The organism is Methylibium rhizosphaerae (assembly GCF_006386545.1).
Classification (GTDB): Bacteria; Pseudomonadota; Gammaproteobacteria; order Burkholderiales; family Burkholderiaceae_C; genus Pseudorivibacter; species Pseudorivibacter rhizosphaerae.
On the sequence record NZ_SWAR01000008.1, the window covers coordinates 62728 to 82197 of the forward strand.

General features: G+C 66.1%; 13 protein-coding genes and 2 pseudogenes. 7 read left to right on the plus strand and 8 right to left on the minus strand.

Translation table 11 applies throughout. The features are described 5' to 3' along the window. Positions 1-411: 411 nt before the first annotated feature. From E8D38_RS29465 to E8D38_RS08420, 3 genes and pseudogenes are all read left to right on the plus strand, one after another. Positions 412-1233, plus strand: a pseudogene (locus E8D38_RS29465) (ABC transporter transmembrane domain-containing protein); the annotation flags it as partial. Between the two features lie 231 nt (positions 1234-1464). Then, positions 1465-2181: pseudogene (locus E8D38_RS29470) on the plus strand (ATP-binding cassette domain-containing protein); the annotation flags it as partial. Further along, positions 2178-3347, plus strand: coding sequence for a beta-barrel domain-containing protein (locus E8D38_RS08420; protein ID WP_140627816.1), 1170 nt, complete (start codon positions 2178-2180; stop codon positions 3345-3347). The pseudogene E8D38_RS29470 and the gene E8D38_RS08420, both read left to right, overlap by 4 nt. Positions 3348-3993: 646 nt before the next feature. Here E8D38_RS08420 and E8D38_RS08425 read toward each other — a convergent pair. Next, the gene (locus E8D38_RS08425; protein WP_140627818.1) at positions 3994-4959 is read right to left on the minus strand and encodes a tripartite tricarboxylate transporter substrate binding protein; all 966 of its coding nucleotides are present in this window, start codon (positions 4957-4959) and stop codon (positions 3994-3996) included. A 119-nt stretch (positions 4960-5078) separates the two neighbouring features. Between E8D38_RS08425 and E8D38_RS08430 the strand changes: the two genes are divergently transcribed. Beyond that, entirely contained in the window at positions 5079-5588 is a 510-nt protein-coding gene (locus E8D38_RS08430; protein ID WP_140627820.1) for an outer membrane protein assembly factor BamE, read from the plus strand. Then, complete coding sequence (locus E8D38_RS08435; RefSeq protein WP_140627822.1) at positions 5585-5935, plus strand: ArsC family reductase; 351 nt, start codon at positions 5585-5587, stop codon at positions 5933-5935. The genes E8D38_RS08430 and E8D38_RS08435 overlap by 4 nt, the downstream gene beginning before the upstream one ends. Before the next feature lie 62 nt (positions 5936-5997). On the opposite strand, the gene acnA is transcribed toward E8D38_RS08435, so the two are convergent. From acnA to E8D38_RS08470, 7 genes are all read right to left on the minus strand, one after another. Further along, positions 5998-8715 carry an aconitate hydratase AcnA gene (gene acnA / locus E8D38_RS08440; protein WP_140627824.1) on the minus strand — a complete coding sequence of 906 codons (2718 nt, stop codon included), beginning with the start codon at positions 8713-8715 and terminating at the stop codon, positions 5998-6000. Between the two features lie 188 nt (positions 8716-8903). Further along, positions 8904-9488 (minus strand): thioredoxin fold domain-containing protein, encoded by a 585-nt coding sequence (locus E8D38_RS08445; RefSeq protein ID WP_140627826.1) that lies wholly within the window; start codon positions 9486-9488, stop codon positions 8904-8906. A gap of 139 nt (positions 9489-9627) precedes the next feature. After that, a complete protein-coding gene (locus E8D38_RS08450) occupies positions 9628-12135 on the minus strand; it encodes an ankyrin repeat domain-containing protein (protein ID WP_246099407.1) in 2508 nt (835 codons plus the stop codon). Positions 12136-12238: 103 nt separating this feature from the next. Continuing rightward, entirely contained in the window at positions 12239-14830 is a 2592-nt protein-coding gene (acnB, locus tag E8D38_RS08455; protein ID WP_140627830.1) for a bifunctional aconitate hydratase 2/2-methylisocitrate dehydratase, read from the minus strand. 155 nt (positions 14831-14985) lie between these two features. Beyond that, positions 14986-15480: a hypothetical protein gene (locus E8D38_RS08460; RefSeq protein ID WP_140627833.1), complete on the minus strand. Its 495-nt coding sequence runs from the start codon at positions 15478-15480 to the stop codon at positions 14986-14988. A gap of 347 nt (positions 15481-15827) precedes the next feature. Then, positions 15828-16820 carry an HpcH/HpaI aldolase/citrate lyase family protein gene (locus E8D38_RS08465; RefSeq protein ID WP_140627835.1) on the minus strand — a complete coding sequence of 331 codons (993 nt, stop codon included), beginning with the start codon at positions 16818-16820 and terminating at the stop codon, positions 15828-15830. Positions 16821-16915: 95 nt separating this feature from the next. Beyond that, positions 16916-17902: a malate dehydrogenase gene (locus tag E8D38_RS08470; protein ID WP_140627837.1), complete on the minus strand. Its 987-nt coding sequence runs from the start codon at positions 17900-17902 to the stop codon at positions 16916-16918. A gap of 195 nt (positions 17903-18097) precedes the next feature. On the opposite strand from E8D38_RS08470, the gene E8D38_RS08475 reads away from it, so the two are divergent. Beyond that, on the plus strand, positions 18098-18886 hold the full coding sequence (locus E8D38_RS08475) for a GntR family transcriptional regulator (RefSeq protein ID WP_140627839.1): 789 nt from the start codon (positions 18098-18100) through the stop codon (positions 18884-18886). Between the two features lie 123 nt (positions 18887-19009). Beyond that, on the plus strand, positions 19010-19450 hold the full coding sequence (gene sdhC / locus E8D38_RS08480; RefSeq protein ID WP_140627841.1) for a succinate dehydrogenase, cytochrome b556 subunit: 441 nt from the start codon (positions 19010-19012) through the stop codon (positions 19448-19450). Positions 19451-19470: the final 20 nt, after the last annotated feature.

Consider the following 19470-nt stretch of genomic DNA (forward strand, 5'->3'; position numbering starts at 1 on the left):
CACGATCTGCAGGCCGATCTGCGTTGGATCGCACAACGATGCCGTGCTGTCCATCCATCGTTGGCACGGGTTCCTGAATCCTGGCTTGCCGATCCTGCGCGAGCCGCCGCTGCGCAAGAGGAGGGGGGGCCGATCAAGGCATTGTTCAGTGTGATGGGACTGAGCGAGCCCGCGTGGGTTGCGCAGCCGGCGCAACATCTGCTGCCCATGGTCGGCCATGTGCCCGGCAAAGGCTGGGGCGTGATCCTGGGGCGCAACGCGCGGGGCGAGTGGCACTTTGAGTCGGCCCGCGGTCGTTTCCGGTTGGGCCCGCAGGCCATGCGGAGTTCCGAGCCGACGGGCAGCCCGCGATTCACGCCCATGCTGCTGCAGTCTCGCCACGATCGTTCGCGAAGTGACAGCGCCGAGTCGATGTTTCGCGCCGCACTTCTGCAGCGCTGGCCGCTGTTCGTCGTGGCAGCCGGTGCCGCCTTGTGCGCAAATCTGCTGGCGCTGGCGGGCTCCCTCTACAGCATGCAGGTCTACGACCGCGTGATTCCGAGCCAAGGTCTTTCGACCCTCGCGGTGCTGACCATTGGCGCAGGCTTCGCCAGCGTGTTGGAGCTGTTCATCAAGCTGGTGAGATCCCGCCTGCTGGAAGAGGTCGTGAAGCGGATGGACGTCTCGGTGTCGCAAGACATCTTTGAGCGGGTCACGCGCATCCGGATGGATCAGTTTCCGCGCAGCGTCGGAAATCTCGCAGCGCAGTTGCGAAGCTACGAGTCGATCCGCGGCTTCCTGGCCTCTGCCACCATGTACCTGGCGGCCGATGCGCCGTTCGCGCTGTTGTTCCTGCTCGTCATTCTTGCCATTGCAGGGCCTGCGCTGGCCGCCGTTCCGCTGGCGTTCGCTGTGCTCGCTCTGCTGGTGGGGCTGTTTTATCGCCGCCGCATCGCCGCGCATGCCGCCCGCGGTGCCTCGGTGTCCAACCGCAAGTTCGGCGTGTTGGTCGAGACCGTCGAAAACGCGGAGCTGCTGAAAGCCTACGGCGGTCGCTGGCGGCAATCCACGTTGTGGCGCACGCTCAACAGCACCTCGGTGGAAGAGGACGCCCAGCTGCGGCACCACACCGAGCATGCGACCTACGTCGCCGGATTCATTCAGCAAGTCAGCTATATCGCCGTCGTCGGCGTTGGCGCGTATATCGCAAGCACGTCAGGGCAACTCAGTGTGGGCGCGCTGATTGCAGCTTCCATCCTCGCCGGGCGGGTCTTGGCGCCCGTTGCTGCCTTGCCAGGCATCGTCGTGCAGTGGGCCCACGCGCGCACCGCGCTCGACAGTCTCGAGAAGGTGTTCCAGCTGGAACAGGACAACCACTCGGTGGAGCAGCCGCTCGCGCCCGAACGGATCCGGGGAGCCTACGAGCTGACCAATCTGCGCTTCACCTACCCCGGTCGCTCCGAGACGCTGGCGATCCGGCAGCTTTCGATCCGGCCGGGGGAGAAGGTGGGCATCGTTGGCGCCATTGGTGCCGGCAAGAGCACGCTGCTGAAGGTCCTGGCGGGCCTGTATCGCGCAGAGGCGACCACGGCGACCCTGGACGGGCTCGACATCCAGCAGATCGATCGGGACTTGCTCAGCGAGCAAGTCGGGTTCTGTCCGCAGCAGCCCAAGCTTTTCGCGGGCACGCTGCGAGACAACCTGTTGATGGGGGTGGCTGCCGTGAGCGAGGACCACCTTCTGGAGGTGTGCCGAAGCACTGGTGTTGCCGACGTGATCGCCCGTCATCCCAAGGGGTTGGACCTTCCCATCGTGGAGGGCGGAGAAGGTCTGTCTGGCGGGCAGAAGCAGTTGGTGGCCCTGACGCGCCTCATCCTCGCCCGACCCAACGTGTGGCTGCTTGATGAGCCGACCGCCTCGATGGACGAACAGTCGGAGGCGCGATGCCTGGCCGTGCTGCGAAAGAGCATTGGTCAGCACCAGACAGCGGTTCTGGTCACCCACAAGCCCACGGTCTTGAGCATGGTTGATCGCATCGTCGTCTTGACCGAAAAGGGCATTCTGGTGGACGGGAGCAGGGCCGAGGTGACGCAAGCATTGCAGCACCTGTTGCGTGCGCAAACTGAGCCCGCGAGCATCGCCGTCGCACCTGCCGCCCACACAGGGACAGCCGTCGTCACACGGTCAGGAGCTGTGGAGTGAATCAAGACTCACGCGCCTTGCGGTCGAGCATTGTTGGCTTCGGCGTGGTGGCTGCCTTGTTGTTGCTGTTCACGTGGTGGGCGACCGCTTCTGAGATCGTGCAGATCTCGCATGCGCAAGGGCAGGTCATCGCCAGCGCTCGAACGCAATCGGTACAGGCGGCAATGGAAGGTGTCGTTGCCGGTCTTCTGGTCAAGGAAGGGCAGCAGGTCACTGCGGGGCAGGTTCTCGCACGGCTCGACCGCAGCCAGACCGAAGCGGCGTTTCTCGATACGCAGGGCAAGGTCGCCGCACTGAGCGCCGCGCTGGTTCGCCTCAATGCAGAAGTGTTTGGGCGCCCCCTGGTCTTTCCCGAAGAGGTGAAGGCCTACCCCAACTTCATGAGCAATCAGGCCGAGTTGTTTCGGCGGCGGCAGAGTGCCTTGAACAGCGAGATTGCGGCTTTGCAAGAGAGTTTGTCGCTGGCCGAACAGGAGCTGGCCTTGAACCAGCCCCTGGTGGCCACAGGCGACATCGGCAAGCTGGAAATCATTCGGCTGAAGCGCGTGGTGGCGGAACTGTCCGGGCAGATCTCGACAAAGCGCAGCAAATACCTGCAGGATGCGCAAGCCGAAATGACCAAGGCCGAAGAGGAACTGGCAACACAACGGCAAGTGCTGGCGGAGCGCGCATCGATTCTCGAGCGCACCGAGATCGTGGCACCCGCCGACGGCATTGTGAAGAACATTCAAACCACCACGCCGAACGCCAAGGTACGTGCCGGTGATTTGATTCTCGAGCTGGTCCCCACGGGGGGTGAACTGATCGTCGAGGTCAAACTCAAGCCGGCAGACGTAGCGACCATACGTGTGGGCCTTCCGACTTCCATCAAGCTGGACGCTTATGACTACACCATTTACGGGGCGCTTCGCGGCAAGGTGAGGTACGTGAGCCCCGATGCGCTGTCGGAGCGTACGGCGCAGGGTGACCTCACCTACTACAGGGTGCAGATCGCGATTGACCGGCCGCAGCCCGAAGCGCAGAGCGAGGCTCGCCCTGATCGGCGCATAGAGATTCAGCCTGGCATGACGTGTGTGGTCGATATCGAAACCGGGCACCACACCGTGCTGTCTTATCTGACCAAACCCATCACAAAGACGCTCTCTGAGTCGATGCGTGAGAGGTGATGACGGTCGTCGATTGGACCACTCCGGCGCCACTAATCCGACAAATACTGCCAGGTCGCTGTAGTCGGCTTGTGTTGTTGCCCTGCCCGACGACGTATTAACAACGTGCCCCGCCCAATGAGGGCGTCGGATTGCAAAGCCGATGGGTACGACGACTGGACCGACGTGTACGTCGAATGCGGCTTGGCGCGTGCTGGATACGCTGAAGGAATGCCGGCGGGACTGGGTTGGAGGACTATGTGGGATTCCGCATCCTTCAACGCGATTGGACTGGGGCGCCTGATCCGGCGCTCCAACGCCTGCACTGCGTCCTCCTGGACTTGCGCTCGGAGGCCCCCATTCGATGCGAGCGAAGCAAGGGGTTCCGCCGAACACCTTCGGCGCCGTACTTTTTTGCCGGTGTGCGACCAGTCGCCCGGAAACTGTTCCGCAAACAAGCCGAGCCCCGCGCCGACACTCGTTCTCCGGACTGCCCGTCCGAACCGTTTGCGGAACAGAAATCGGCCAAGGTCATTGATTTCCCTCGACTTCTAGGCGGACTCTTAATCCGTAGGTCGAGTGTTCGAGTCACTCAGGGCCCACCAAGAACACAGGCCTGTTGGCGATTGCATCGCCAACAGGCCTTTTGTTTTCTTGCCGCCGGCGGCTACTCGGCCTTGGCGCCGCTGGCCTTCACCACCTTTTCATAGCGTGCGAGCTCGCGCTGCATGAGCTGCGAGAACTGCGCCGGTGTGCTGGGGGCCGGCTCGGCCATCAGGTCCGCGAAGCGGGCCTTGACCTCGGGCGTGTTGAGCGCAGCGACGAAGGCCGCGTTCAGGCGGCTCACCACGGCGGGCGGCGTGCCGGCCGGCGCGATGAGGCCCCACCAGGTGTCGATCTCGAAGCCGGGCCAGGTCTCTGCCATGGCAGGCACCTCGGGCAGCAGCGGGCTGCGGCGTGCCGTGGTCACCGCCAGCGGCAGCAGCTTGCCGCTGCGGATGTTGGGTGCCGCGGTGGCGAGGTTGTCGAGGTTGAAATCCACCTGGCCGGACAGCAGCGCCAGCTGCGCCGGGCTGCCGCCGCCATAGGGAATGTGCACCGCAAAGATCCCTGCGCGCTGCTTGAAGATCTCGCCGCCCAGGTGGCCGGCGCTGCCGATGCCGCCGCTGCCGTAGTTCAGCCGCCCGGGGTTCGCGCGGGCGTACGCGACGAGGTCCTGGAGGCTCGCGATCTTCAGTCGCCTGGCCGTCTCGGCGTTCATCACCAGCACGTTGGGCGTGCGCACCATCTGCGTGACCGCTGCGAAGTCCTTCAGCGGGTCATACGGCAGCTTCGCATACAGCCACGGGTTGATCGCATGCATGGCCACCGCCGCGATGCCGAGCGTATGGCCGTCGGGCGCGGCCTTTGCGACCGCTGCCACGCCGATGCCCCCGCCTCCGCCCGGGCGGTTCTCGATCAGCACGGTGCCCAGGGCATCGCGAGCCTTGTCGGCGATGAGGCGGGTGGTGGCGTCGATGGGGCCGCCGGCCGCGAAGGGCACGACGATGCGGATCGGGCGCTCCTGCGCGCGCACGCCCGGGGCGGCGATGAAGGCCGCGCTCGCGGCGGCCAGCAGGTGTCTGCGTTGCATGGGCGAAGGGTCCTTCCTGTCGAAAGACCTGCATGCTATCGGTGCACCGGCCACTGGATGAACGCGGGCTCTCCAGGCGATGACAGACTCACGCATCGTCCTTGACGACGGAGACCATCATGAACGCCATGACGTCAATCGTGCGGCTGCTTGCAGCAGCGTCCGCCGCGCTGCTGATGAGTTGCGCCGGCTACTCCCCCGGGTCGCTGCAGCAGGGCGCGTCGCGCGACGAGGCAGTCCGGCTGATGGGGGCCCCCACCGGGCAGTACGCGTTGCCGAGTGGCGGCACGCGACTCGAGTTCGCGCGCGGGCCCTTCGGCAAGCACACCTACATGCTCGACTTCGATGCAAACGGCCGCCTGCAGCGCTGGCAGCAGGTGCTGACCGAGGCGAACTTCAATGCATTGCAGATGGGGATGAGCCGCGACGAGGTGCTGATGAAGCTGGGCCGCCCGTCGCACACCAGCTACATCCAGTGGCAGAAGCTCGATCTCTGGTCGTACCGCTACGACGCGGTGTTCTGCCAGTGGTTCAATGTCGGCTTCAGTGCACAGGGCAAGGTCGCCGATCTCGGCTACACCCCCGACCCGATGTGCGACATCAACGACAAGGACAACCGGCCCTCATGACCATCCGGCTCTACGGCATCACGAATTGCGACACGGTGAAGAAGGCGCGCGCCTTCCTCGGCGAAGCGGGCATCGCACACGATTTTCACGACTTCAAGAAGCTGGGCGTTCCGCAAGAGCGCCTGCAGCGCTGGATCGAGCAGGTGGGCTGGGAGCGCCTGCTCAACCGGCAGGGCACGACCTGGCGCAAGCTCGATGCCGCCGTGCAGGCCGCGGTGGTCGATGCCGGCTCAGCCCGGGCGCTGATGCTGTCGCAGCCCAGCGTGATCAAGCGGCCGGTCGTCGAAACGCCGTCGGGCGAGGTGCTGGTCGGCTTCGACGCCGCGCGCTACGCCCAGCTGCGCTGAGCGGCCGCCCACGAAAGAGCCGCGGCATGCCGCGGCTTCTTGTGCTTTCGATCGTGCCGTCGTCAGGCCGCCAGCAACTGCCTCAGCACGAAGGGCAGGATGCCGCCGTGCTTGTAATAGTCGACCTCGATGGCGGTATCGATGCGCAGCTTCACCGTCACCTCCTGCCGTGTGCCGTCGGCCCGGGTGATCACGAGCGTGGCATCGCTTTGCGGCTTCAGCTCGCCGCCGATGACCACGTCGATCGTCTCGTCGCCCTTGAGGCCCAGGCTGTCCCAGCTGTCGGTGCCCTTGAACTGCAGCGGCAGCACGCCCATGCCCACCAGGTTGGAGCGGTGGATGCGCTCGAAGCTCTTGGCCACCACGGCCTTGATGCCCAGCAGCTGGGTGCCCTTGGCGGCCCAGTCGCGGCTCGAGCCGGTGCCGTATTCCTCGCCGCCGAAGATGACGGTGGGCACGCCCGCGGCGATGTACTTCATCGCCGCGTCGTAGATGAACATCTTCCGGCCCTTTTCTTCACCGTCGAGCTGGAACAGCGTCAGGCCGCCTTCCTCGCGGCTGCCGTCTTCCTTGGCGGGGATCATGAGGTTCTTGATGCGCACGTTGGCGAAGGTGCCGCGCATCATGACCTCATGGTTGCCCCGGCGCGAACCGTAGCTGTTGAAGTCGGCCTTCGTGACGCCGTTCTCGATGAGGTACCTGCCCGCCGGTGACGATTCCTTGATCGAGCCGGCCGGCGAGATGTGGTCGGTGGTGATCGAGTCGCCGAACAGCGCCATGATGCGCGCGCCCTTCACGCCGACGTCCGATGCCGCAGGCTGCATGCCGAAGCCTTCGAAGAAGGGCGGCTGCGCGATGTAGGTGCTCTTGGGCCAGTCGTAGACCTGGCCCTTCACGCCCTTGATGTTCTCCCACAGCTTGCCGGGCTTCTTGTCGACCTTCTCGTAGTTGTTCTTGAAGGCCTTCGGGTCCATCGCATGCTTCATCAGCTTGTGCACCTCGCCGCTGCTCGGCCAGATGTCGCCCAGGTACACGTCGCGCCCGCCCTTGCCCTTGCCGACCGGTTCGGTCATCAGGTCCTTCGTGACGTTGCCTGCGATCGCGTAGGCCACCACGAGCGGCGGCGATGCGAGGAAGTTCGCCTTCAGGTTGGGGTGGATGCGCGCCTCGAAGTTGCGGTTGCCCGACAGCACCGCCGCGCACACGAGGTCGTTCTTGACGATGGCCTCGTTGATCTCGGGTGCCAGGTCGCCGGCATTGCCGATGCAGGTGGTGCAGCCGTAGGCGGCCACGCTGAACCCGAGCTTCTCGAGGTAGGGCAGCAGGCCGGCCTTTTCGAGGTATTCGGTGACGATGCGCGAGCCGGGGGCCAGCGAGGTCTTCACGTGCGGCTGCACCTTGAGGCCAGCCTCCACCGCCTTCTTCGCCAGCAGCCCCGCGGCCAGCAGCACGCTGGGGTTTGAGGTGTTGGTGCAGGAGGTGATGGCCGCGATCAGCACGTCGCCGTTGCGCAGGCTCAGCTTGTCGCCGGCGGCAAACGTCTGGTCCAGCCTTTCGGCAGGCTGGTTGAAGCCGTTGGCCTCGATGGGTTTGGAGAACAGCTCGCGGAACTTGCCCGCCAGGTGGGTGATCTCGATGCGGTCCTGGGGGCGCTTGGGGCCGGCCAGGCTCGGCACCACGGTGCCGAGGTCGAGCTTGACCACCTTGGTGTAGCTGAGTTCGCCGGCCTGCGGTACGCCGAACATGCCCTGCGCCTTGAAGTAGGCCTCGAAGGCTTCGATCTCGGCCTTGGTGCGGCCGGTCCCCTTGAAGTAGTCGATGGTCTTTTCGTCCACCGGGAAGAAGCCCATGGTCGCGCCGTATTCGGGCGCCATGTTGCCGATGGTGGCGCGGTCGGGCACGGCGATGCTGGCGGTGCCTTCGCCGAAGAACTCGACGAACTTGCCCACCACCTTTTCCCTGCGCAGCATCTCGGTCACGGTGAGCACGAGGTCGGTGGCGGTGACGCCCTCGCGCAGCGCGCCCGTCAGCTCGAAGCCCACCACGTCGGGCGTCAGGAAGTACACCGGCTGGCCCAGCATGCCGGCTTCCGCCTCGATGCCGCCCACGCCCCAGCCCACCACGCCGATGCCGTTGATCATGGTCGTGTGGCTGTCGGTGCCGACCAGCGAGTCGGGGTAGTAGACGCCTTCGCCGTCGCGGTGCACGCCGCGGGCCAGGTACTCGAGGTTGACCTGGTGCACGATGCCGAAGCCCGGAGGCACGACGCCGAAGGTGTCGAAGGCCTGCATGCCCCACTTCATGAACTGATAGCGCTCCTGGTTGCGCTGGAACTCCAGCTTCATGTTCAGGTCGAGCGCCTTCTTGTTGCCGTAGTAGTCGATCATCACCGAGTGGTCGACCACCAGGTCCACCGGCACCAGCGGCTCGATGGTCTTGGCATTCCTGCCCATCTTGTCGGCCACGTTGCGCATCGCGGCCAGGTCGGCCAGCAGCGGTACGCCGGTGAAGTCCTGCAGCACCACGCGCGCCACCACGAACGGGATCTCGTCCACACGCTCGTCGGTCGCACCCCAGCTGGCCAGCTGCTTCACGTGTTCCTCGGTCACCTTCTTGCCATCACAGTTGCGCAGCACGCTCTCGAGCACGATGCGGATCGACACCGGCAGCCTGGCCACATTGGGGTACTGCTTGGCAAGCTCGGGCAGCGAGAAGAATTTGCCGGACTTGCCAGACGCTGTCTTGAAGGTCTTGAGGGTCTGCGCAAAGGCATGGGGCATGACGATTCCTCCGGGTGGGGTGGGGATGACTGTGGGGGATTGTGGGCAAGCCACCGTGACAATAGCCACGGACTCTGCCTGCAGCGCCGTTTTGCTGCAAGCCGCCGGCAACAAGTCGGAGGAAATCAGGGGGAAGGCGCAGTGAGGCTGCGCTTGGGACGGGGCCGCTCGGTGCGGCCCCGGGGCGCTCAGAGGCCCACCATCTCCGACAGCCGCGCTGCGTCGACCGCGCCGGCGTGCGTGCCTTGCTGGCCGCTCCTGGCGTTCTTGAAGACGATGTAGGGCACGCTGTCGGCGCCCAGGCTCGCCCAGAGCTCGGTGTTGGCCTTGACCTTGGCCTTGACCTCGTCGGAAAGCGACTGGCTGGCGGTGATGCCGCCCTTGTTCTGCAGCACCGAGGCTTCGTTCTCTTCCATGGCGGCCATCGGGTCGCTGGCGGAGAGGATGGTGGCGCCCTGCGCCGCGGTGGACGGGCGCAGCGAGATGGGGATCCACACCATGCGCAGCTTCCCGAGCAGGGGTTTGGAGTTCATCCACAGCTGGGCGCAGTGCGGGCAGGTCGGATCGAAGAACACATAGACCGCGTTCGCCGCCATCATCTGGCCGATGGTGAAGCCGTGACCCTTGGCGGCCGCCTCATAGGGAGGCTGCGGGGCGGCGGCAGGTTGTGCGGTCGCTGCCGCGGGGGATTCGGCGGGCTTGTCCTTGCAGGCGGAGAGCGCCAGCAGGGCGACGGAAGCGGAGGTGGCCAGGGTGAAAAGGCGACGGTTCACGTTGGGTCCTTGTCGGTGAGGTAGCCGTTGGGCTTGTTGTTGCAGCCTCTTTGAGCGCCGATGGGTCGGCAGGTTCGCAAGTCGCGGATTGTCCACGGGCGCGGGCCCAAACAAAACGGTCGCCCCTGCACCGCCGGCTTCATCTCGGCGGCTGCCGCGCCAGCAGCCACTGCTCGGCCTGTGCCTGGCCGCCGAAGCGCGCCCAGCCAAGGGCATCCTGCCCATGCGGATCCCGTGCCCAGAGGTCCTGCCCGCGGGCCTCGAACCAGGCGAGGGCTTCGACCCTGCCCTTGGCGGCGGCCAGCATCAGCGGCGTTTCTCCTCGGCTGGCGGCGGCCGGCTCGTCCAGCGGCAGGCCCTGGTCGGCCAGCCACTGCAGGCAGGGCACGCAGCCGCTTTGCGCCGCCATGTGGACAGGGCCCCAGTCCCAGCGATTGCGCACCTGCAGGCTGGCGCCGGCTTGCACCAGCCGCTGTGCCGCCGCGAGGTGGCCGCCATAGAAGGCTCGCAACAGCGCGGTGTCGCCGCGCTCGTTGTCGCTGCGGGTCTGCCGCAGGTCGGGAGCCGCGCCGTAGCGCAGGAGCAGGTCGACGTGCGCGAGCTGGCCGCGATGCGCCGCCAGCATCAGCATCGACGATCCCCTGGCATTGAGCAGGTTGGCATCGGCGCCTTCCCGCAGGGCGCGCTCGAGCCCGGCGGCATCGCCTGCGTCCTGCGCCGTGACGAGCCTCGAGTCCGCCGGGCGCAGGCTGTCTTCCCACGCGCCGCTGCCGTCGGCCAGCGAGCCCGGCATCAGGCCCGCCGCGGCCCAAAGCCCGGCCAGCAACACTACGCAAGCCAGCCAACCTGCCTGCGGCCCGCTCGCGGATGCGCCGGTCGGCCGGGCAGCGCCTGCGCTGAACCTTCCACGGCGATGCGCCCAGGCGTCGCCGATCGCACGGGCCACCGCCACCGCGCCGTCGGCACCGGCCACCGCCGGGGTCAATTGAACGGCCTGCGGCTCACCCGGCACCCGTGCGTACACCGCGTGGAAGGTCTGCCGTGCCTGCACTTTCGAGCCGGAGGCGTACAGCACCTTGTGGAACAGCGATGTCGTTGCCTCGCCTGGCACGAGACGCACCCGCCGCCACATCCACGATGACTGCCGCACGGCAAGCCCGGCATCCCGGACCATGAGCGTCCACCGGCGGGTGGCCGCATGGACGGCGAATGCCAGCAAGAAGCCAAGCGGCAGGAGCCGCCATCCACCGGCCCGCAGGTCGGGCCACCACGCCTGCACGAAGAAGCCCAGGGCGATCAGCGCCGCGAACGCCGCCCATCGCCAGCCGCGCTGCGCAAAGGACAAGGTCCAGTGGTCCGCCGTCTCGATGACGCGTACGTCCGGGGGCCATGCCGGTGCAGCGCCGGTTTGCGGCGCGGTGCTGATCGGGACTTCCCTTCCCCAGTCGGGCGGGTCGGCAAAACGATCCGGTGCGCTGGCGGCCTGCGCTGTCGCCTGCACCGGCACGTCGTACGACACCTCCACGGTGCCATCGTCGCGCAGCACTTCCAGGCGCCAGTCGACACGTTCACGTGACCGCCGCGCACCGTGGGTGGGTGCGTCCTCGGGCAGCTCGAACTGCGCAGCCAGTCGAACGCCGCCGTCAGGCTCCGGCACGAGGGCGGCCGTGCGGTCGAAGGACTCGACCAGGCGCTCGGGACTGCCGGATCCGGCATCGTCCACCCGGTACTGGGCCAGGCGCAGCGTCGCCGTACCGTGCCTGCGGGCCGCCGCCGCGCGCGGCTTCATCCACAGCACCACCTCGCATCGCTGCCCCGCGCGCGGCTGCGCCGGGTGCCACTGGCACCGGGCGCCGGCGAATCGCCATGCCGTGACCGACTGGCGCAGGGCGAGGTACACCAGGGCCAGGCCGATCACCACGAACAGCGAGGTGAAGGCATGCACCCACCAGGGCGACCCGCTCATCCAGAACACGGCGGCCAGCGGGAAGGCGATGCCGCACCAGAAGAACGCGAAGAACCAGAGGCTGGCCTGCGACCTGCTCGCCGAACTGCGAGGCGCCGCACTCTGCAGCGGCTGCTGCGGACTGGCCTCGCTGCCAGGGGCGGAGCCCGGCGGCACGAGCGTGCGCCAGAAGATCCGTGCGGCGCCCAGGCCCACGGCGGTGAACACCAGCGCAAACGGAAGGTGGAACACCAGCATGACCCACCGGATCGAGCGGTCGAGCAATGCACTCGAAGGCTGCTGCGGGTTGACCCAGGCGGTGATCGGCCGCCCTTGCGAGCCGGCCGCCTGAAGCCGCGCCTGCCACTGGTGGTGCCAGTCGCCCACGTTGTCGGAGCCGCCGGAATCGTCGAGCCCGACACGGGTACCTTCGTACGTCGTGTCCGCGAAGGTGTAGCGGTAGCGCGCGCTGACCCGGTAGGTGATGCTCTTGCTGCCGCGGCTCTTCTGCAGTTCGCTGGCCAGCACCTCGGCCGGCACGGGCTGCCAGCCTTGCACCTCCCATGCGGCCCTCAGCGTGCGGTAGAGCGGCTGCAGCCCGCCGATGAATCCTCCCAGGCTGAACACCAGCGCGAACAAGCCGCTGAACGCCAGTACGGCCAGCCGAGCCCCGGCTCCGCTTGCCCTGCGGTTGTGATTCATGCGGGTCATCATAGTTTTCAGGCCGCGGCACCCAGCATGAGAAAGCGGCCCCGCAGGGCCGCTTTTGCTTGTGAACGCAAGTGACCGTTGACCGGTCCGGCCGTCAGACGGCCACGTCCTTCGCGACGTCGGCGTATTCCTCGATCTGGTCGAAGTTCATGTAGCGGTACACCGAGGCGGCGTCCTTGTTGATGATGCCCATCGCCTCGTGGTACTCGGCCAGGCTCGGGATGCGGCCCAGCTTCGAGCACACCGCGGCCAGCTCCGCGGAGCCCAGGAACACGTTGGTGTTCTTGCCCAGGCGGTTCGGGAAGTTGCGTGTCGAGGTGGACATCACCGTCGCGCCTTCCCTCACCTGCGCCTGGTTGCCCATGCACAGCGAGCAGCCGGGCATTTCGGTGCGGGCGCCGGCCGTGCCGAAGGTGGCGTAGTGGCCTTCCTTGACGAGCTCGTTCTGGTCCATCTTGGTCGGCGGAGCGACCCACAGCTTGACCGGGATGTCGCGCGCGCCGCCCAGCAGCTTGGCTGCCGCGCGGAAGTGCCCGATGTTGGTCATGCACGAACCGATGAAGGCCTCGTCGATCTTGGTGCCGGCGACCTCGGACATGAACTTGGCATCGTCCGGATCGTTCGGGCAGCAGACGATGGGCTCCTTGATGTCGGCCAGGTCGATCTCGATCACGGCGGCGTACTCGGCGTCCTTGTCGGCCTCGAGCAGCTGCGGCTTGGCCAGCCAGGCTTCCACGTTCTTTATGCGGCGCTCCAGCGTGCGCTTGTCCTGGTAGCCGTCGGCGATCATGTTCTTCATCAGCACGATGTTGCTGGTGAGGTATTCCTTGATCGGCTCCGGGTTCAGCTTGATCGTGCAGCCGGCGGCCGAGCGCTCGGCCGACGCGTCGGACAGCTCGAAGGCCTGTTCCACCTTGAGGTCGGGCAGCCCTTCGATCTCGAGGATGCGGCCCGAGAAGATGTTCTTCTTGCCCTTCTTCTCCACCGTCAGCAGGCCGGCCTTGATGGCGTAGAGCGGGATCGCATGCACCAGGTCACGCAGCGTGACGCCGGGCTGCATCTGGCCCTTGAAGCGCACCAGCACCGACTCGGGCATGTCCAGCGGCATCACGCCGGTGGCCGCGCCGAAGGCCACCAGGCCGGAGCCGGCGGGGAAGGAGATGCCGATCGGGAAACGGGTGTGGGAGTCGCCGCCGGTGCCCACGGTGTCGGGCAGCAGCAGGCGGTTGAGCCAGCTGTGGATCACGCCGTCGCCCGGGCGCAGGGCCACGCCGCCGCGGTTGCTGATGAAGGCGGGCAGCTCGCGGTGCGTCTTCACGTCCACCGCCTTCGGGTACGCGGCGGTGTGGCAGAAAGACTGCATCACGAGGTCGGCCGAGAAGCCCAGGCAGGCCAGGTCCTTCAGCTCGTCGCGGGTCATCGGGCCGGTCGTGTCCTGCGAACCGACGGTGGTCATCTTGGGCTCGCAGTAGGTGCCCGGGCGGATGCCCTGGCCTTCGGGCAGTCCGCAGGCGCGGCCGACCATCTTCTGGGCCAGCGTGAATCCCTTGCCGCTGTCCTCGGGGGCCACCGGCAGGCGGAACACGGTGGAAGAGGGCAGGCCGAGGAACTCGCGGGCCTTGCCTGTGAGCGAGCGGCCGATGATGAGGTTGATGCGACCGCCGGCGCGCACCTCGTCGAGCAGCACGTCGCTCTTGAGGGCGAATTCGGCGACGGTTTCGCCGTTCTTCAGGATCTTGCCGTCGTAGGGCAGCACGTCGATCACGTCGCCCATCTCGAGCGTAGACACGTCGACTTCGATCGGCAGGGAGCCGGAGTCTTCCTGGGTGTTGAAGAAGATCGGAGCGATCTTGCCGCCCAGGGTGACGCCGCCGAAGCGCTTGTTCGGCACGAAGGGGATGTCCTGGCCGGTGGCCCAGATCACGCTGTTGGTGGCCGACTTGCGGGAGGAGCCGGTGCCCACCACGTCGCCCACATAGGCCACCAGGTGGCCCTTCTTCTTGAGGTCTTCGATGAACTGGATCGGGCCGCGCTTGCCGTCTTCCTCGGGCTTGAAGGCCGCGTCGGGGCGGGTGTTCTTCAGCATCGCGAGGTAGTGCAGCGGGATGTCCGGGCGGCTCCAAGCGTCCGGGGCGGGCGAGAGGTCGTCGGTGTTGGTTTCGCCGGGCACCTTGAAGACGGTGACGGTGATCTTCTTCTCGACCTCGGGGCGCGAGGTGAACCACTCGGCGTCGGCCCAGCTCTGGATCACCGCCTTGGCGTGCGCATTGCCGGCCTTGGCCTTCTCGGCCACGTCGTGGAAGAAGTCGAACATCAGCAGCGTCTTCTTCAGGCCTTCGGCGGCGACCGCGGCGACTTCAGCGTCGTCCAGCAGGTCGATCAGCGGTTTCACGTTGTAGCCGCCCACCATGGTGCCCAGCAGCTGCGTGGCCTTGGCGCGCGGGATCTGCGCGACCTTCACGTCGCCATGCGCCACCGCGGCCAGGAACGAGGCCTTCACCTTGGCGGCATCGTCCACGCCCGGCGGCACGCGGTGCGTCAGCAGATCCAGCAGGAAGTTCTCTTCGCCGGCAGGCGGGTTCTTCAGCAGCTCGATCAGTTCGGCGGTCTGCTTGGCATCCAGGGGCAGGGGAGGGATGCCGATGGCAGCGCGTTCGGCGGCGTGTTGGCGATAGGTTTGCAGCATGGGGGTTGGCTCCAGAAGACGGTGCTTGAGTGGCTGTTGGCCTGCTCTGATATTTTATGTCTTATATAAGACTTGGCAAACCCAAACTGGGCCCGGGCAGCAAAAAGCCGCCCGGAGGCGGCTTGCTGCGGGGCGCCGGGGCGCTCAGGGGCTGGTCAGACGCGCTGCTCGGCGTGCTTGCAGCTGTCGACCATGCGCTGGCCGATCTTCGAGTTCATCATCATCGACTTGCTCGGGATCTGGATCCAGACGATCCCGTTCTTCTTGTCTTCCAGGCGCACGGCACCGGTGGTGGTCTCCTCGGGGACCATCAGGTACGAAGCGTTCTTGAACGACACGCGGAAGACGCCCGGCTTGCTATCGTGCGCGACCACATTCACGGCCTGGTTGAACTCGCACTCTGCCTTGCCAACGTACACGCGCTTGGCGATCTCGAGCTGGCTGGCGCTGATGTTTTCGGTCACTTCGGTGGCCAGGGCCAGGCCCTTCGCCTCGGACTTGAGTTCCTTGCGCGACTGGCTCACCGGCTTCTTGGCGGCAGGTTTCGCTTCGGCCGACTTGGCGGCGGGTTGTGCGGTGGTCTGCGCGGTGGCCACGCCACCAAGCACCAGGGCACACACGGCGGCCGAAATCGAAAGCATGCGATTCATGAAACTAACTCCTGTCAGGTTGAGTGCTGGCATTCTGGTGGGGCTGTTACATGCCAACCGTTGCAATTTGCATCTTCAGCTGGCACTTCACAGGACGCATTTCACGTTTCCCTCACTCCTTTGAAGAACGGAGGGAACCGTCCGCGCCACTGATGCAAGTCACGCACCACGAGTGCCGTCATGAATTCGTGTGCCGGAATTCACGGATGCTCCACGGCTGGTTCGGTCTGCCTCACGAATGCGACGGGGGCGGTCGCCGGTTGCCGAAATCCGTCACATCAGGTGCGCCTGCGAAGTGGTGTTACCAACATCGCGCAAGCTGTTGGACCTGCGCGACAGCCAGCGCCTCAGGCAGAGGGCTCCTGGAAAAAAGCTTCCTGCACCTGAGAGGCCAGTGGCTGGCCAGTGCGGTGTGCGCGTTCGAGCACGTGCCAGAAGTAGCGATAGCTCGCCCGGTCGTGCAGGGTGCCCCGATGGGCCGTCGGTGCCCATGACGCGGCCTGTGCAGCCAGCAGGATCTCCGCGGCGGTGTCCACCTCGGCAGCCGACGGCGCGAATGCCTCGACGATCGGCTGGATCTGGCTCGGATGGATGCTCCACATGCGGGTGTAGCCGAGCTCGCGGGCGGCGCGGCCGGCAGCGCGCTCGAGGGCTCGCAGGTCCTTGAACTCGGTGACGACGCAATGCGAGGGCGTCTTGCCGTGGCTGTGGCAGGCCGCGGCGATCTCGAGCTTGGCGCGCAGCACCAGCGGGTGGCTGAACTGCCCCTCGACACTCATGCCGGAGGCCGGGATGGCGCCGCGGTGCGCGCTCACGAAGTCCATCAGTCCGAACGACAGTGACTCGATGCGTGGCAGGGCGGCGATGTGCGTTACGTCGCGCAGCCCGCCGAAGGTCTCGATCAGCCCATGGATCGGGATCTTGCGCAGCAGGCCGTGTTCGGTGCTCACGCGGTCGATCCAGTCGCAGGCCGCCTGCGCTTCCTTCAGCGACTGCAGCTTGGGCACCATGATGTACGCGAGCCGCCCGCCGGCCTGGCCGATGAGTGTTTGCAGGTCGCGCTCGAAGCAGGGGTGGCTCACCGGATGCACACGCACGCCGATGCGGTCGAAGCGGTTGTCGGCACTGTTGACGAACGACGCGATCATCTCCGCGTGTTCGGCCTCGCCGCCGACCGGCGCGCCGTCCTCGCAGTCGAGCGTCAGGTCGAACACTGGTCCGAGTTCGGCCTGCAGCGCCATGCTCTTGCGCATGCGCGCTTCGACGCCGGCGTAGTGATCGCACACCGGCAGGCTTGTCGGGCGTTCGCTGCTTTCGAAGAGGGCAAGGCGTGGATGCATCGCGGTGTCTGCTGCTCGGGTCGTCGACGACAGCGATTCTCGGGCGAAAAAAAGGCCGGTGGGGACCGGCCTTCATTCGCGCCCTGCTGAAGGGATCAGAGCAGGTGCTTCACGCCGTCCTGCTCTTCCTGCAGTTCCTTCAGCGTGATGTTGATGCGTTCCTGCGAGAAGGCGTCGATGGGCAGGCCTTCCACGACCTTGTATTCGCCACCTTCGGTGGTGACCGGGAAGCCGAACATCACATCCTTCGGGATGCCGTACTGGCCGTCGGACGGGATGCCCATCGTGACCCACTTGCCGTTGGTGCCCAGGGCCCAGTCGCGCATGTGGTCGATGGCGGCGTTGGCAGCCGAAGCGGCGGATGACAGGCCGCGCGCCTCGATGATTGCGGCGCCGCGCTTGCCGACGGTGGGCAGGAACACGTTGGCGTTCCACTCCTGGTCGTTGATCATGTCCTTGACCGAGGCGCCGCCGATGGTGGCGAAGCGATAGTCGGCATACATGGTGGGCGAATGGTTGCCCCACACGGTGAGCTTCTCGATGTCGGCCACGGCCTTGCCCGTCTTGGCCGCCACTTGCGACAGCGCACGGTTGTGGTCCAGGCGCAGCATGGCGGTGAAGTTCTTGCGCGGCAGGTCGGGGGCCGACTTCATTGCGATGTAGGCGTTGGTGTTGGCCGGGTTGCCGACCACCAGCACCTTCACGTTGCGCGACGCCACGGCGTTGAGCGCCTTGCCCTGGGCGGTGAAGATCTGCGCGTTGGCCGACAGCAGGTCCTTGCGCTCCATGCCGGGGCCGCGGGGGCGGGCGCCCACGAGCAGCGCATAGTCGGTGTCCTTGAAGGCGGTCATCGGATCGCTGTGGGCTTCCATGCCGGCCAGCAGCGGGAAGGCGCAGTCTTCCAGTTCCATCATCACGCCCTTGAGCGCCTTCTGGGCCTTCTCGTCCGGGATCTCCAGCAACTGCAGGATGACGGGCTGGTCCTTGCCCAGCATTTCGCCGGAAGCGATGCGGAACAGCAGGGCATAACCGATCTGGCCGGCGGCGCCGGTGACGGCCACGCGTACGGGTTTCTTGCTCATGGTGAGGCTCCGAAGGAGAGAAGGGGAATTCGGTGTGTCGATCGGAGAGCCCGGCAGGGGAGGGGCTTCCGCGGCGCAGCAAGTTTAGGCCAGTCTAGGTAACCATCTCGGAAGTGTCAACGGTCTTATGTCTTATATAAGACATTTATCATGAGTGTCTGGACGTTGCCCCAGCCGTTGTGATGCAATCCGCCGATGGCCACCTCATCCCTTCCCATTGGTGCCGCTCCAGGCGCCGATCCCGCGCTGCGCGAGGGTGATGCGGGGCCTGCCTTCAGCCCGCTCTACCAGCAGATCAAGGCGCTCTTGATGCGCAGCCTGCAGGCGGGCGAGTGGCGCCCCGGCGAGGCCATTCCCAGCGAGGTCGAGCTGGCGGTTCGCTTCAAGGTCAGCCAGGGCACCGTGCGCAAGGCCATCGACGAGCTGGCCACCGAAAACCTGCTGGTGCGCCGCCAGGGCAAGGGCACCTTTGTGTCCACCCATGCCGAACAACAGACCCAGTACCGTTTCCTGCGGCTGATGCCTGACGAGGAAGGCGCGGTCGGCCCGGTCGAGCGCAAGCTCCTCGATTGCCGCCGCCTGCGAGCGCCGGCCGACGTGTCCCGTGCGCTCGAACTCAAGTCGGGTGACACGGTCGTGTCGGTGCGCCGCATGCTGGTGTTTCGCGGCAAGCCGGTCGTGCTCGACGAGATCTGGCTGCCCGGTGCCCAGTTCAAGGGGCTCACCGCAGAGCGCCTGAGCGACTACCGCGGGCCGATGTATGCGCTGTTCGAGACCGAGTTCGGGGTGCGCATGATCCGCGCCGAAGAAAAGCTCAGGGCTGTGGCGGCCGATGCCGCGGCGGCCGAACTGCTGCAGGTGTCGCCGGGTTTCCCGTTGCTGAGCGTGGAGCGCCTGTCCCTCACCTATGGCGACAAGCCCGTGGAGTTGCGGCGCGGCTTGTACAACACGAGTGGCCACTTCTATCGCAATGAACTGAGCTGACCACCCCTGCGCCTCGCTGCGTGAAAAGTGCGTGCGCTACGCGCTCACCACATGCAAGAGGCTTGCTGCATTGCAATACACTCGACGAGTTTCACTTTCGTTACGCAGGTCCGGAGAGATCGAATGGCCGAAGCCCTCACCAAAGCTGCGAAGGATCGCCCCGTCTTTCGCAACATCCACATCACGCAGATCCTCTCGTATCGCCTGCCGCCCGCAGGCATCGTGTCGATCCTGCATCGCGTCAGCGGCGGGGTGCTGTTCCTGCTGATGCCATTCATCATCTGGATGTTCGACACGAGCGTCTCCGATGAAATCTCGTTCGACCGCTTCACCAGCGTGTTCTCGGCTGGCGCCGGCTTCCTGCCGGGCTGGTTCATCAAGCTGGTCGCGCTGGCCATCATCTGGGCCTACCTGCAGCACTTCATCGCCGGCGTGCGCCACATCTGGATGGACATCACCCACAGCGTGAGCAAGAAGCAGGGCGAGACGTCCGCGATCTTCACGATCGCCGCCAGCCTGCTGCTCACCGTGGTGCTGGGCGCCAAGCTGTTCGGCCTGTACTGAACGCATCCAAAAAAAGAGAA